The organism is Chitinophaga sp. RCC_12 (genome assembly GCF_041360695.1).
Taxonomy (GTDB): domain Bacteria; phylum Bacteroidota; class Bacteroidia; order Chitinophagales; family Chitinophagaceae; genus Chitinophaga.
Window position 1 is genome coordinate 725,594 of sequence record NZ_JBFUPS010000002.1, and the last position, 14,513, is coordinate 740,106.

Here is a 14,513-nt window from a genome sequence, read left to right on the forward strand (position 1 = left end):
TTATTTTTTTGTTTTCATAGGTCCTGTATCATCTGTACCCCCTCCTATTTTACTTTGGAGTTGTTTTCCTGCTTTAAATTTTGCCACTTTTTTCGCTCCAATCTTGATTATTTTGCCAGTTTGTGGATTTTGTCCGGTTCTCGCTGCTCTTTTTGAAATTGAAAATGTTCCAAAACCTACTAAAGTCACCTTTTCTCCTTTTCCTAAAGTCGAATTAATTGATTTAATAAGGGAGTTTACTACAATCAATGCTTGCGGTTTGCTAATTCCAGCATCTCTTGATATTCTTTCTAATAGATCGGCTTTATTCATTTGTGAAATTTATTGTGATGAATATTATTTTAGTACTAAGATTTAAAATTTGTTGGTAGGCCCTCATTTTAATATGTTATGGTGTCTCTACCGCATGACATTCTTTCTCATTTCAAGCATTCTTATACAAAAGAAGATTTTCTGTTCCCGTAATTAGTTAACTGGACGTTAATGAAAATTGACTTATTAAAAAATATCATATTGCATTAAGAAACATAGTGTTATAAAATATAATAGATATGGAGATTTAAAAAATGATTTGGTAAATATTTTTAAATAAATAAAATTTAGAGAGTACACAGTATGACAAACCATAATTTTTCACTTAACATAAGATTATATGAAAGGTCATATTAAAGTTAGTTACCCAACAAAATTCTTATCCAATCATCATTACTTAAATGAAGTTCCTGTCGAAGGAAAAACAACTAGTAAGTTTAACTTTAGAATTGGTTGGTATGACTTATATGCTGCACAAATAATAAGAACCGGTAACTGCATAACCCTACTTAGCAACCCCTACTCTATCACAGTAGACTCGTTCTGGAATATTAACTACTTCGAAGATATAGCCAAGTATATTTTTTGGACTTTTAATAAGAGCTTCAGATTAAAGCTTATCCAGCAGGTTCCGGTATTATCTTATACAGTACTACGTCATTGTTTACAGCTTTTGACAGAGAACTATCTCCCATATGATAATGCCAGGCTTCCAGAGGCAGATGAGGAGCTGCAATTTTGCTTCCTGAAGGATAAATCTTTGCGGGAATCAAAGAAATATGAGGATATGTATCGCCTTGACCAGGAGAACAGAGAGGCGATTAAATTAGCCCTGGAAGAAAGGGCTATTACACCTACTCTACCTGAGCCGGATAGCTTAGTTCAAGGGGCTAGTTCAGCTCCTACCCTCTTGGATATGATTGTTCCCACAAATGGTAGCTCACTCGAAACGCTACAATTTATTAAGGACAAGTTACTGGAAGCAGAATTTAGGTTTGATATATTTGCACCTGTCAAGAAATCAAAAGACAACAGGAACCCACATGGTTTTAACGGCTGTATTGCTGCCATGATTGATTTCTTCTACCAACGTAATTATTTCGTACAAGCCTATTCGTTAGATCAGGTTTTCGAGGCTTATTTCACTTACAGCGGCAATAGTATTGCGAAATTCAACTCATTTCTCTCAGAATTTAGGCAGGATAATAGTTTTATCAAATATTCTGACCGGCTTAACAAATTGAAAATAAATAAGTTAAAATGATAAATCAGGAATTTCCCTGATTCCCTGATTTCATTCCCCAATCTCCCTGATTAAAGCAGCATTCCGACTCAAATTGCATTCAGTTAGTAACAATTAAAAACGACTGTGATGCAAACGATTAACCCATTTGAGCTGATTCTCACCAAAATTGAACAGTTACAGACAACTGTAAACACATTATCAGAAAATTCAAAAAAATCAACAAAGCCCCAGAATGAAAGCCCGGATAGGTTATTAGATCTTCCAGAGGCCGCAGGTATTGTAAGAAAGCCGGTTGGGACAGTCCGGTATTACATACATCACCGCAATCTACCTGCTATTAAAGTGGGCAAAAGCTATGTCGTGAAATTATCCGCACTGCTTTTATGGGTGGAGGAATTTAGTCGAAAAGGAAGTGCGGAGACAACTCCCGGAAATCTTATGTTGGCCAGCAGAAAGCGCTATAGGAAGCCGTAGCCTATCTTTTATAATCCAGTATTTCCCTTCTCTTCAACAGTAATAGCATGACCCAGGATACAAATAAAAAGCAGCAAGAGCATATCCGTCTGGAAAAGTACTTGTCGGAACAATTCTACTTTCGGCTAAACGAGATTACCGGGAGTATTGAATTCAAAAAGCAATTATCCACCAGTTGGGAAGAACTTAATGAGTTTAATATTTACCGTCAATTGAACCTGGAAGGCTTTAAGATTAACCTAAACGAGCTTATCTACCTGCTTAAATCTGATTATGTAGACAGGTATAACCCATTTATCAATTACTTCGAAAATTTGCCTGTTTGGAGCGCAGAGAACGGGGATTTCATCGGGCAATTAAGCAGCTATATTAAAGCCCGGAATCCGTCTCGTTTTGAGCGGCATTTTAAGAAATGGATGGTCAGGGCTATTAAATGCGCATTGGAAGATCAGTATTGTAATAAGAATGCTATTATTCTGGTGCATGAGATGCAGAATTCTGGCAAGACGACTTTTATCCGTTATTTATGTCCGCCGGCCCTTAAAAACTATATGGCGGAAAATATCTCCTTTGATAAAGATAGCCTCATTGCACTAATTGAAAACTTCCTCATCAACCTGGACGAGCTGGCCACCTTTACCCGCGTGGAGATCAACGCACTGAAAAGTATTCTAAGCAAATCCTTTGTAAAGGAACGACATCCCTATGAGCGGAAAGCAAAGAAACTATCCCGCCGCGCCAGCTTTATAGGATCTACCAATATGACGGAGTTTTTGACAGATCCCACCGGAAATGTTCGATGGATACCTTTTGAGATATCGGGCATAGACTGGAACTATTCTCAGGAAGTGAATATAGACGATGTCTGGTCCCAGGCGTACGCGTTATATAAAACGGGTTTTGCCTGCGATATCACTGCCGAGGAGGTCAGAGAAAACGAGGAGGAGAACCGACAGTTTACAATGGTCACCCCGGAAATGGAATTACTTATGAAATTCTATAGACCCGGAATGAAGGAAGATTATGACTTGTTCCTTACCACGGGAGAAATTGAGGTGGCTTTGAGGAAAGAAACAGATGGCTTGTTAAAGATTTCCAGCCAACAACTGGGAAAGGCGCTGCGGATGCTTGAATATGTACGGGATAACCGCTACTCAAAAGAAAAGGATTATCCCATTAAAGCCTATTATCTCAAAAACTATAATAAAAATTAACCCACCAGGTACTTGCTTACTTCAGGATTGGAACCAGCCAGGATAAAGGATTTTCATAAGTAAGCACTGATTACTTATACCTACTTATGGTTACTTCTCCTACTTGAAGCCCAACTATTTAAGTAAGGAAGTAAGGGCAGTAAACTACTTTCTTAAATCACGACTCTTTTGATTTAATAAAAAAGAATGATGAATATTCAATATGGATCAATAAAGGAATTCAAGCAGCGGGACATGGTGCAATACCTGGCTCAGTTGGGACATGAACCCCAGAGGATAAGCAACCAGGATTATTGGTATTTGTCACCGCTAAGGGAGGAAAAGACCCCCTCCTTCAAGGTAAACAGACAGTTGAATGTTTGGTATGATCACGGAATAGGTAAGGGAGGAAATTTGATAGACTTTGGGCTGCTTTATTTCAATTGTAGCATTCGAGATTTACTGGATCGGTTATCTCTGCAACCCCTCTCCCCTGCTCTTTCTTTTCACCCGCCTTCTTTGGCTGTTGAAAAGAAAGATAGATCAGACGGTAAGGTTCTGATTCTCGAAAGCCGCTCATTGTCAGATAAATCTTTATTGACTTACCTGGATCGGAGAACTATTCCGCTGAATATTGCTGATCGATTTTGCCGGGAGGTAGATTTCCTTTTGTACGGTAGAAAATATACAGTTATTGGTTTCCCAAATAAGGCCGGAGGCTATGAACTACGCAGCCAACATTTTAAAGGCAGTAGCTCACCTAAAGACATTTCTTTTATAGATAACTCCACTGATGAGGTAGTAGTGTTTGAGGGCTTTTTCAATTTTTTATCTTTTCAAACTATAAACAATAGTAAGCAGGCTCCTTTGACAAATTGCCTTGTGCTTAATTCCCTTTCCTTTTTTGAGAAAAGCCGGTCTTTAATGGAGAAGCATAAACAAATCCACCTTGTATTAGATAATGACAATGCTGGTAGAAAGTTTACCGCCCAGGCATTACAGTGGAGTAACCGGTACATTGATAGAAGTGATTTCTATAAAGGCAGCAAAGATTTAAACGATTGGCTTATCCATGATCATAACAAGGTCAGAAAAGGTCTGCGAACAAAAGGGCCTTGAAAAAATGTGAGGAGCAAGCCATGTTTTCGCTACGCTACAACGGCTTGCCCACAGTTTGTCGGCGGAGATAAAATTTTCACTTCGTTCAAAATTTTAATAATTATGGCAAGACCCAAAGCAAAGGAGGAAGAAAAAAGGATTGTACAGGTTAATATCAGGCTTACTAAAATCGAGCATGAAAAGGTGTGTGTGCTGGCCAGATCCTGCTGTTTAAGCCCGGCGAATTTGATACGACAGAAGATGTTTAGCGGTAAGTTTCCAGAGCTAAAGCAGTCTCCCATTGAAGCCGATTTATACCGAGAACTACATAGAATCGGTGTCAATTTAAATCAGGCTACCCATAGAATTAACCAGCAAGAGATGCCCGGAGACTATCTAACTATACTAACGCATCTATCATTAACGGTCAAAAAAACTATAAAAATTCTTCTCGATGACGGCAGATCAGGTGAAAGGTAAAGGCTTCCGTGGAGCATTGCGCTACAATCTTGAGAAGGTAAACAACGGCGTTGCAGAGATTTTGGAAAGTAATTTTTCCCGATTATCTGAGAAAAGTATCATGAAAGAAGTAGCCATGATAAAAGCTCTTCGCCCCAATTTGCAAAAATATTTTTATCATACTTCTCTAAATTTCCCCCCGGAAGAAGATTTGTCCAATGAAAAAATGTTGGCAATTGCAAACGATTACCTACAAGAAAACGGCTTCACACAGCATCAGTACATCATTTTTCGCCACCGGGATGCCGATCATCCGCACCTTCATATCCTTGTAAATCGTATCGGTTTTGATGGTAAAGCTTTATCAGATAGTCAGGATTTTGCCCGGAGCGAAAGAGTTATAAGGCAACTTGAAATTAAGTACAACTTAACCAAAGTACAGTCCAGTAACCAGGCAAAGGAGCGTGCTATGACTAAGAACGAGCTTGAGATGATGAAACGCACGGGAGAAATTTCGACTAAAATGAAGCTCCAGGTAATATTGAAAAGTACCTTAGAACATCGTTTGACAACAGTGGATTTTATAGAAACACTGCGAAAAAGAGGCGTTAATGTTTTATTTAATCAAGCTAAAACGGGCTTCGTAAGTGGGATTAGCTATAGCTACGAGGGAATGATTTTTAAAGGCGCGACATTAGGAAATGATTATAAATGGTCAAGTGTAAAAAATGTAATCCACTATGAACAAGAAAGAGATAATTCAGCAATTTACCAGGCAAACATTAGAACAAAATCCAGCGACTCAGCTAATAGACTGGGAGAAAATTCTCTCGCTTACAAAGGAAATTCAGGCCTGGCATCAGTCCAGTCAGACGCAATACAGAGAGGAACAACAAAAGCACCTAACCAGATTGAACAAGGAGTATCAAAGTTTATTTCAGCGCTCACAGGATATTCACTTTCAGTTAGAAAGCCTGGAACATTTAGTAATTGGCTTGCGCAACCAGACCTTAGCGAGGTACGCGCAGCAACGCAAACGGGAATTTGGATTAGCAATATTATTAGGGATTTGCTCAGCCCTGTTTACATTAATTATGGTGAAGATTTGGCCCTATTGAACCAGTTTAAGAAGAAGAAAAAGAAGAAGCGCTATCGGGGTATATGAAAGATCGTCACGGAAATTTTTTATTGCTCAAGGTTTTGTGATCCTATTTTGTGTATTGACATTGATTATGAGGTTATCTATTTTGAAAATGAGGAAATACTGAAAATCATCTCATTATTATAAATGATTGATTATTAAATAAATATTATAGCGCTCCTCCTGTCCTTTTTTAAATTTCTCACTCCCGATACCTTCGTTGAAATAAATTTTTTATATATGAAAGTATTGATTGAGATTAAATTTTTTGGTGTAAAATTCAATTTTATTAATCCCACTTGGAAGTCCATTATTATAATGGCAATGGCATGTTTTCTTGCACTATTAATGGTGATAATTCCTGCTATTATTCCTTATGTTTTTAGCAATTGGCGATAATGATACTTGATATTATGACAACATTGATGACAAGTAACTGAGCAGGAATGGTAAATGCTGTCAATTTTATGGCTATTATTTGGCCATTTAATCGACAGCATTTATACGTTGTATTATTCAGATAGGAGTTCGTTTATCTCAATATCAGCTTGAGAATAAACTTCGTTCATAAGCTGAATGATGGTCTTTCTTTCAGCATTACTTAAAGCTGGAACGACTTTACCATCACGTTCCGCGTCCCGCGTCCTCATTTTTCTATAGAATGTTGGTAAACTCCAATTGCATTCCTCGCAAACCCTTTCTCTGAAGGTAATTGGGAGTTTAGAGAATAAGGTATGTATCTGTAATAAAGCATTTATTGACATATTCATAATTGTGTTCTATGTAGTTAGGAGATGATTAGTATTATTAATAGACTAAGAGTTTTAGCCCCTAGTAATTGAATTTATTGAGAGGTTCTAACTTTCTTGGTACTCTTTCTCAATAGGAAATGATTGGCTTCGATTAGCCTTTCAAGATCTTGAACAAATTCGATAGTTTCTAAAAGTTCGGGATCTGCATCGGGAAAGCTATTGAGTAATTTACCAATGTGGTCATTGACATTCAGGAGATCATAGGTATTAAAAAATCCCTTTAAAACAGATAGAGGATTCTTCATTTCACCAACAGTTAGCCTAAATGGTTTCTCTAACCACGCCTTCTTTGGTGAAAGGTGATTTTGTTTTTTTTGCATAAGAGATAAGGTTTTATTATTAATGTGTTTTGGGACAAAACCATTCCTATACGGCCTGAGAAGGTCGTTTAACTCCAAACTGAAACGTTTAATTGTGAATTCTGAGAAGGGCCTAAAATGAAAAAGACGCAGGACCCAACTTAACGCCCTGGAGGTACTGGTATACCTGGCGACGATTAAGTGAGCCCATGCGTCATAGCATGGGCTACCCACTTTTCTCCTCGTCGCCTTTCAAATTACCAGTTTTACCAGGACGAGATCTAAAGCAAGAAGCTTGAAATATCTTTAGATCGCTAAAATAGTACTTTGATTTTCTTTAACCTGATGGCTTGATCATATTGTTAGGTTTTTAAGCAAATTAATAAAAAGAACTGAATTTAGCTACTTATGTGTAGTTGTTTATTAGTGGTTTCTTATTAATAGTAACATATAAATGGTTACTTATGTGTAAACTATTCATTTATTTTAGTATATGGATAGTAAAAAGAAAAACACTGAAAAAGTGCAACTTGATCCAGATGACCAGCTCACAAAATTGGGGGCGAGGATTAAAGATTTGCGTATAAAGGCGGGGTATACCAGTTATGAGTATTTTGCATATGAGCATAATATTCCACGGGCGCAGTTTGGGAGGTATGAGCAAGGGAAGGATTTGAGATTTAGTAGTTTAGTGAAGGTAGTTAGTGCTTTTGGAATGACGATGGAGGAGTTTTTTAAAGAAGGTTTTGTCTGATCTAAATTCACTGATAACATTATTGAATTACATAGATATATAAAGATAAAAAATAGACATGTGATATAAAAGAAGTCCCAGTAATACCTATTTGTGCTATATTGAAGTTTTTTTGATTAATTAATGGCAACACCCCCCTTTATAACAAGTTTACATAGACCGTTCAATCAGCCTTTAAAAGTTACTAGGCTGGTTTGCGATTTTATTAATGAACAAAAAAAGCCATTGGCCAGTTCAGTAATAAACATTGAATTCTATTTTCATCTTCTTGATGAGCTTTCAAATTTGTACGCAAAAAACGCGATTAAGGATTTTACGGGTTTACCAAGTAAGGAGGCAATTGTAGAGGTTATAAAAGCATTTGAACTGCTCAAGAAACCAGAGAGGATTGAGTTCATTAAAGATGCAGTAAGAAAGAAAAACAAGTCTGCACTTGAGAAACAAATTTATTCTACTTATAAAAGTGCCTCATACTATGTGAATTTTACCAAAGATAAATTGGGGCTAGTTGATAAAAACAATACTCTTACAGAGGATGGCAAGACCCTTTTAGCAATTGAATCGTCATTTACAAACTATAAGCAAGAAGAAAAAGATTTTTACTATAAGAAATTATTGGAGGTTGATTTTTTACTTCTTATTACGTTGTGTCTATTTAAGAGATTGAGTTACGAGTATAAATTTTCCGACTATATCGAAAATCAATTTGATTTTTTGGACGATTTTTATGGGATTAGACATTTTAATTTTACAAAATCAAGCTTAGAAAACTATAATACTGTTCGCAACTTTTGGTTGAGTACTCTTGATCTTTTGGATAAAAGAATGATAATAAGAAAAAACTATCAAGATGTTATTCACTCAAATGAAAGTTATTCTCAATGGTACAAAGATCTAATAGGAAAATTCAATTTATACGTAGGTGATAAGTTTAAGAAGGAGCAATTATATAATAGCCAAAGAAGTGTATTGGAGGAAAGATACTGTGACTGCATAAAAGAAGGAAAAGGCGAACTTGGGTTTGTTAATCTATATGATTTAAAGGAAGGATTTAGAATGTCCTTTGAAACATTTCAGAGCTTTGTAAATAAGTATTACGAAAACGAAAAAAGGAAGAAACATATTTTCTTTAGTAATATAGTAAGTTCAATTGATCGACGGAAGCGATTTGATATTCGTGGCATTCCTGTTCTTAAAATGAAAATTAAATAGTCTTATGAATATTAATGGATTATGGGATAAACTGGAGCCCCGTCCAGAGACAATTGATATTGTAAGAATGGATTTGAAGGAGGGTAAAGTTCCTGAATTGCCTTTTTTTATCATTGATCAAAATGAAGTAAAGGCAGCTTTAGCTGATAAACTACGGGATATCGATGGTGAAAGAATGCAAACTAATCTAATAATTGGACAGTATGGAAATGGTAAAACTAACCTTCTAAAGTATTTACAATTATTTTTTGAAGAGAATGTTGGTCCAAAGGTAATTTATTCAAGGGCTGATATCGAACAACCAGATATCGTGTTGTTTTTGCTGAAAATAATTCAAGATCACGCCACTCCTTTACTTGAGCAGTCGATTTCAAAATTACATGGGCAAGGTGTAAATTATTCTGACCTTGCAAATCAATATAGAGATGATTTTTCCGGAATTAGAGAATATACGGAGAAGTTATTTTCTAGTGAAATTGTGGGAAGTAGCGAAGACTTAAGAAGATTGATTTATCTGGGGACAGGTAGATTATACACAAAAGGACACTATACTCATTTTGGTCTTCAGCAATTGCAAAGCTTTAATAAACGTGAAGTATTGGTTTTGTTTCTTAATATTCTAGCTGCATCAGGGAATTATTTCATTTTTGCAATTGATGAAGTTGAAAAGATTCAAGAAAAATCAAAATTGAGATTTAATCGCTTTCTAACATCATATCGTGAGTTGATAGATTTGTTTAATAAGATTAAGGGGCATCTACTGATAACATGTTTAACTGATGCTGCTGGCACCAAAATTATCCAGGAAGCTAATGAAGCTTTTTTTACAAGAATTCAACCTGATATTAAATCTTTGCCTGTAATTAGTGAAAATGCAGATTTACTCGAATTGATAACATATTTGAATGATTTCTTTTCTGCAGGTAAAGAAGATGCTTTAGGCCCGATGGTTATTCAGCTTGAGAAAAAAAGACATCAGAGGAATAGAGATTTACTTAGAAATGCTATTGAATTGTTGCTCAATGAAACTGAAACAATTTCACTGCAAGAATTATTGACTCGTGAACAAGGACTCAAGGCCATTTTTGAAGAAACGCGTAGTAGACTTGAATTAGAAGGTGCATTTAAATCGCTACACCAGAAATTTTTCGATCCGTTAAATTACTACCTGGAGGCCAACTTTGGAGAGGTCAAACTGGATAGGCGTGATAACCAATCATTTATTGATTTGAGAAATAATAAGACTCATTTTTTTCTATTTAATGAGGAACAAGACATCGACGGCATTAATAGGAAGTTAAATACATTGATAGGTAAGTATGAAAATGATGTCATAATATACGCTCCATTTAAACTGGAATTGCGCAAAAGTTCTATTAGGCTGAGTTCTGATATCTATCAAATTGAGATTATCGATTATGATCCAGAGGAACTTTTCATAATGCTGAATATATATAAAGATAATTTTGAATATCAGGAACAAGTTAGCAAACTAATTGCAACCTATACAAAGAATAATTTATAGTGTATGTTTGATAATGTAAGTAATATCGAGTGCTATAAATATGATGTGGATTTAAGTACTTCAATTGAATTTTTCTGCACTTTGCTCTACGATTTGGGGGCAAACATGGAAAAAGATTTCCATGTTTCAAAATTGTTTAAAGACGAGTTTTTAGAAAGGATTGGCTATAGGTTTTCTGCTGATGAGAATATCGACCAACCTGCAATATTGTTGGAAATTGCGGCTGCTATTTCTGACTATGTTAGTGCTGATATTATAAATCAAATAGATTTAAACAGAACCGGCATACTATTTTTATATAAGCCAAAGAAATTAATTTATTGCCTTAATAGCGTTGCCGATAAGGGTAAAGCAATAAAAACGAGCATCACTAACTTAATAAAAGAAAAGCAATTTTTTAATTTCTTAATAGATAATGTTGCTTTTGAAAGTTTGAAAGGGATATTAGGGAGACTTGTAGTTCTTAAATTCAACGAGCATCTTTCTAATATAGTGAAATTAACAGAATCCAAGGGAGGGGTGCTGCCTTACGTTCCAATTGAGTTTTTAATAGAGGATTTAATACAACAAGATGTTATCGAGAGCGAAGACGTTTGGATTAGCCATTCGAAATTTCAGAGTGTATTTGAAATTCAGATAGACCCCTCACAGGAGCCTAGTATAAGTTTAGTACTGGATGCCAGTAAAGAAAATGAAAATGAAATTGGAGTAAAATATAATTCACTGATTTTTTTGACTGCTAGTTCTGTAGATGATTTAAAGCCACTGATAAAGCCGGAATTTTTTCTTGATTATTTTTGGTTTCAAATGCATTTTTTGTTTACCAAAAGACTTCCTAGGAAGTCTGGTGGAGACAGCAAAGAATTGAGAGAGTTTAAGGCATTTATTAAAGAAGCCGAACTGAATAAGTTACTATCATTTATTCAGAAGAACCACTATATACAAGGTATAGTTGTACCTGCACAATTTTCACATTTTTTCGAAGAGGTTAGCGTTGTTAAGAAATTGGATCATATTAAAGATTACGATTTCTATATTTCATCTGCCAAAGGGAAAACCGCACTTGGTATTTATACTAATACGAAAATTGGAAAAAGCTTTAATTTACTTCATTGGATCAAAGACGATGATACAGAAAAAGGATTTGAATTTTTCAGAAGTGATGCAAGCCCTACGAAACAGCCTCAAGAAAAGGTATTGGTTTTAAAGCCGGAGATTGCCTTTTACTTTATGTCAAGTTACTTTGAAGATTTTTTAGAAACTGCGGTGGAGGAATTAAAGCTTAATTATATTACTAATTTTGAAGTGTTTTACAATACCGATTCATTAGGGGAGATCGATTGCGTAATAAAAACAGACAAGAAAATTTGTTTTATTGAGGCTAAGACCAAGTTAACAAATGATTATATAGAGGGGTACTTGGTTAAATGTAGTAAAATACTTGATGCCTTAAAACCTATCGAAGGTATTTTACCAATTGAGTTTTACATCGTATCGCCTTATAGTGATGATAGTTGTAAGCTAAAACAATATTTTATTAATCTTAATCAAGTTCCAGGTTATAATGTTGAAAGAGAAGGTGTGAGAACTGTTCCTTATTATTTTCAAGTACCCATTGCACAACATAATAATGCTCTTCTAACTTGTATCGCAGAACCGGAGTATGAAACTCTCAAGTCACTTATAGAAAAAATATGTCAGAAATAAATTTGCCAGTTACAAGGTATTATGGGTCTAAGAGGAAATTAATTGTAAGTATATGGAAGGAGTTGGAATCTTTGCAATTGGAATTTAACTCTGTACTAGATCTCTTCGGAGGATCAGCAATTTTCTCATATTATGCTAAAGCAAAGAATAAGCGAGTAATTTATAATGACATATTTAGCTTTAATTCTATTATTGGAAAGGCACTGATTCAAAATGATACTAATAAGCTAAACAAGGATGACATTAATAATCTTTTAAAAGCAAAAAGGGGGATAAAATATAAGAAGATAATAGAAAAGAATTTTGAGGATATCTATTTTACCCCAAAGGAGAATAAACAAATTGATATTATTGTACAGAATATTGAACTGCTTGATGACAATGAAAAAAAAGCAAGCGCTTATTATCTTTTGTTTCAAGCCTGCCTAATAAAAAGGCCCTATAATTTATTTCATAGAAAGAATCTAAATCTGCGGGTTAATTTTAATGGAGGTGGATTTGGGAATAAAGTTACCTGGGAGCGGTCATTTGAAGAATTATTTTCAAAATTTTTAAATGAACTGGATACACTGGTATTTAGCAATGGGAAGAAAAATCTTTCTTTGAACACATCTGCACTTAGTTGTAAGAAAACTGCCGACCTAGTTTATATTGATCCTCCATATTTTAGAAATGATGATCACGTATCTTATCATGCAAAATACCATTTTTTAGAAGGCCTAGTTCACTATCATGATATCGAGAAGTTCATAAACCCCTTATCAAGGAATAAGGAGATTTTGATCAATAAAAATCATGAATTTGAGTCTAAAATTAATTTTTTAAATGACCTAGACTCTTTAATAAATAAGCATAAGGATTCTATAATAGTTGTTTCATATAGGAGTAATGGAATTCCCTCAATAGATGATATAATTAGTACTGTAAGAGCATATAAGAGAAATGTGAAATCAATAAATTTGGGGAAATACAATTATGCACTAAATAGGAACAATAATGAAAATTTTGAATTTTTGATTGTTGGTATTTGACATATTATCATTTTTTTATCTTCGATTCTCTTAATAAAAAGCTTGCGTACGATTCTGCAACTTCTGCAAGATATTCATTTAGCATTTCCTTAGAAATGGGAGTGCCCTCAGGGTGTCTTTTTAAAGTTTTGTCTGCTGCGATCTGAGATAATTTTCCAATTACCACATCATTATGCAGTTTGTGAATTATAGTTGCTAATCGGTTCAATTTATTAGTAACGGATTCATTATCATTAAGTATTTCATTTTTACTTAATATCGAATGGATTTGTTTCTTTGAGAAATTAAGAAAGATTGGTTTTGAAACTTCCTTTCTTTTTAAAATGTCATATGCGTATGTGTTAGAAAAAGATTGGCCGGTATAGTTATCAGAAAGTAAGACAAGAAATGAAAATGAGCTGAACAAATCAATATAGCAATATAGTATTTTATTGATATTATCGCCTACAAGGTGCAGTAGATGACAGACCTCATTATCTTCTAACGGATAAAGTTTTTCATTCGGATTATAATGAAAAGTGATCTCTGCATCGACATCTGTCTTAAGATATTCTATAACTTTTGAAATTTGTTCACATTCATTTTGAGTATGTACATAGTAATTGGCGGCAATTTTAGTTATTGCTTTAAATGCCTGAGAATCTCCAATTCCAAAATTTAATTGAATAGGTTTAGCTAAATACTCTTTGCTTATTTGAACGCGTTTCATTGCCTCTTCGGCATTAAAACCTGGATTTTTTCTAGCTAACCCCGATAGAATTTTTTTCATTTCGGTTAAATCTCTTGCCGTAATCTCTATTTTTGTTTTTCCAGGTTCAATCTCCTTTTTATTAAATATGGGATGAGCAATAGCGGGTTTGTAACCACTGTGAATGGTATAATCTCCATCTTCATTTTTCCCACCTTTAATTGGTTGAATTTCACCCCTGTCTCTTTCAATCATCAATAAGCTAGCGATATGAGAGAATTGTTTAGAAAGATGTGCATCACAGGTTTCCCCAAACATTGAATTACAAGATTTACACAGTAATTCTTTTGATTTTAAGGAGCCACCTAAACTATTTGGGATTATGTGCTCCAAACTTATGTTTCCTTCACTTAATTCAGTTTTGGGGACAAATGATTTTTTACAGACGTAGCATATGTTCATATGTAGCTTTAACATGAAAACAGGAAAAGTGATAAATTGGGGGAGAGGAAAAATAGATTTAATAAAATTTTTTTAGAGACAATGTAATTCAAAAGATAAT

At 34.7% G+C, this 14,513-nt stretch carries 14 protein-coding genes; 11 read left to right on the plus strand and 3 right to left on the minus strand.

Translation table 11 applies throughout. The features are described 5' to 3' along the window. Complete coding sequence (locus AB6805_RS08285) at window positions 1-312, minus strand: HU family DNA-binding protein (protein WP_370908963.1); 312 nt, start codon at window positions 310-312, stop codon at window positions 1-3. A gap of 340 nt (window positions 313-652) precedes the next feature. On the opposite strand from AB6805_RS08285, the gene AB6805_RS08290 reads away from it, so the two are divergent. From AB6805_RS08290 to AB6805_RS08315, 6 genes are all read left to right on the plus strand, one after another. Continuing rightward, window positions 653-1,576, plus strand: coding sequence for a hypothetical protein (locus AB6805_RS08290; protein WP_370908964.1), 924 nt, complete (start codon window positions 653-655; stop codon window positions 1,574-1,576). Window positions 1,577-1,684: 108 nt separating this feature from the next. Then, on the plus strand, window positions 1,685-2,032 hold the full coding sequence (locus AB6805_RS08295; protein ID WP_370908965.1) for a helix-turn-helix domain-containing protein: 348 nt from the start codon (window positions 1,685-1,687) through the stop codon (window positions 2,030-2,032). A gap of 47 nt (window positions 2,033-2,079) precedes the next feature. Next, window positions 2,080-3,246, plus strand: coding sequence for a VapE domain-containing protein (locus AB6805_RS08300; protein ID WP_370908966.1), 1,167 nt, complete (start codon window positions 2,080-2,082; stop codon window positions 3,244-3,246). Window positions 3,247-3,432: 186 nt separating this feature from the next. Continuing rightward, entirely contained in the window at window positions 3,433-4,344 is a 912-nt protein-coding gene (locus tag AB6805_RS08305; RefSeq protein ID WP_370908967.1) for a toprim domain-containing protein, read from the plus strand. A gap of 102 nt (window positions 4,345-4,446) precedes the next feature. After that, on the plus strand, window positions 4,447-4,803 hold the full coding sequence (mobC, locus tag AB6805_RS08310) for a plasmid mobilization relaxosome protein MobC (RefSeq protein ID WP_370908968.1): 357 nt from the start codon (window positions 4,447-4,449) through the stop codon (window positions 4,801-4,803). Beyond that, window positions 4,778-5,947, plus strand: coding sequence for a relaxase/mobilization nuclease domain-containing protein (locus tag AB6805_RS08315; protein ID WP_370908969.1), 1,170 nt, complete (start codon window positions 4,778-4,780; stop codon window positions 5,945-5,947). The genes mobC and AB6805_RS08315 overlap by 26 nt, the downstream gene beginning before the upstream one ends. Window positions 5,948-6,767: 820 nt before the next feature. Here the strand turns inward: AB6805_RS08315 and AB6805_RS08320 are convergent. Next, complete coding sequence (locus AB6805_RS08320; protein WP_370908970.1) at window positions 6,768-7,055, minus strand: hypothetical protein; 288 nt, start codon at window positions 7,053-7,055, stop codon at window positions 6,768-6,770. Between the two features lie 472 nt (window positions 7,056-7,527). Here AB6805_RS08320 and AB6805_RS08325 point away from each other — a divergent pair, with 472 nt between their 5' ends. The 5 genes from AB6805_RS08325 to AB6805_RS08345 all read left to right on the plus strand — a co-directional run bounded on the left by AB6805_RS08325 (window position 7,528) and on the right by AB6805_RS08345 (window position 13,263). Continuing rightward, entirely contained in the window at window positions 7,528-7,788 is a 261-nt protein-coding gene (locus tag AB6805_RS08325) for a helix-turn-helix domain-containing protein (protein WP_370908971.1), read from the plus strand. 123 nt (window positions 7,789-7,911) lie between these two features. Beyond that, window positions 7,912-9,000 (plus strand): hypothetical protein, encoded by a 1,089-nt coding sequence (locus tag AB6805_RS08330; RefSeq protein WP_370908972.1) that lies wholly within the window; start codon window positions 7,912-7,914, stop codon window positions 8,998-9,000. Window positions 9,001-9,004: 4 nt separating this feature from the next. After that, entirely contained in the window at window positions 9,005-10,525 is a 1,521-nt protein-coding gene (locus tag AB6805_RS08335; RefSeq protein ID WP_370908973.1) for a hypothetical protein, read from the plus strand. A gap of 3 nt (window positions 10,526-10,528) precedes the next feature. Next, window positions 10,529-12,232, plus strand: a complete 1,704-nt coding sequence (locus AB6805_RS08340) for a hypothetical protein (protein ID WP_370908974.1) — start codon at window positions 10,529-10,531, stop codon at window positions 12,230-12,232. Beyond that, window positions 12,220-13,263, plus strand: coding sequence for a DNA adenine methylase (locus AB6805_RS08345; RefSeq protein WP_370908975.1), 1,044 nt, complete (start codon window positions 12,220-12,222; stop codon window positions 13,261-13,263). The genes AB6805_RS08340 and AB6805_RS08345 overlap by 13 nt, the downstream gene beginning before the upstream one ends. A gap of 7 nt (window positions 13,264-13,270) precedes the next feature. On the opposite strand, the gene AB6805_RS08350 is transcribed toward AB6805_RS08345, so the two are convergent. Further along, window positions 13,271-14,413 carry an HNH endonuclease gene (locus AB6805_RS08350; RefSeq protein ID WP_370908976.1) on the minus strand — a complete coding sequence of 381 codons (1,143 nt, stop codon included), beginning with the start codon at window positions 14,411-14,413 and terminating at the stop codon, window positions 13,271-13,273. Between the last annotated feature and the right edge of the window lie 100 nt (window positions 14,414-14,513).

Excerpts from the sequence above, each read along its gene's own strand:
- AB6805_RS08285 (WP_370908963.1), bottom strand. The coding sequence starts at position 312 with ATGAATAAAGCCGATCTATTAGAAAGAATATCAAGAGATGCTGGAATT.
- AB6805_RS08290 (WP_370908964.1), top strand. The coding sequence starts at position 653 with ATGAAAGGTCATATTAAAGTTAGTTACCCAACAAAATTCTTATCCAAT.
- AB6805_RS08295 (WP_370908965.1), top strand. The coding sequence starts at position 1,685 with ATGCAAACGATTAACCCATTTGAGCTGATTCTCACCAAAATTGAACAG.
- AB6805_RS08300 (WP_370908966.1), top strand. The coding sequence starts at position 2,080 with ATGACCCAGGATACAAATAAAAAGCAGCAAGAGCATATCCGTCTGGAA.
- AB6805_RS08305 (WP_370908967.1), top strand. The coding sequence starts at position 3,433 with ATGATGAATATTCAATATGGATCAATAAAGGAATTCAAGCAGCGGGAC.
- mobC (WP_370908968.1), top strand. The coding sequence starts at position 4,447 with ATGGCAAGACCCAAAGCAAAGGAGGAAGAAAAAAGGATTGTACAGGTT.
- AB6805_RS08315 (WP_370908969.1), top strand. The coding sequence starts at position 4,778 with ATGACGGCAGATCAGGTGAAAGGTAAAGGCTTCCGTGGAGCATTGCGC.
- AB6805_RS08320 (WP_370908970.1), bottom strand. The coding sequence starts at position 7,055 with ATGCAAAAAAAACAAAATCACCTTTCACCAAAGAAGGCGTGGTTAGAG.
- AB6805_RS08325 (WP_370908971.1), top strand. The coding sequence starts at position 7,528 with ATGGATAGTAAAAAGAAAAACACTGAAAAAGTGCAACTTGATCCAGAT.
- AB6805_RS08330 (WP_370908972.1), top strand. The coding sequence starts at position 7,912 with ATGGCAACACCCCCCTTTATAACAAGTTTACATAGACCGTTCAATCAG.
- AB6805_RS08335 (WP_370908973.1), top strand. The coding sequence starts at position 9,005 with ATGAATATTAATGGATTATGGGATAAACTGGAGCCCCGTCCAGAGACA.
- AB6805_RS08340 (WP_370908974.1), top strand. The coding sequence starts at position 10,529 with ATGTTTGATAATGTAAGTAATATCGAGTGCTATAAATATGATGTGGAT.
- AB6805_RS08345 (WP_370908975.1), top strand. The coding sequence starts at position 12,220 with ATGTCAGAAATAAATTTGCCAGTTACAAGGTATTATGGGTCTAAGAGG.
- AB6805_RS08350 (WP_370908976.1), bottom strand. The coding sequence starts at position 14,413 with ATGAACATATGCTACGTCTGTAAAAAATCATTTGTCCCCAAAACTGAA.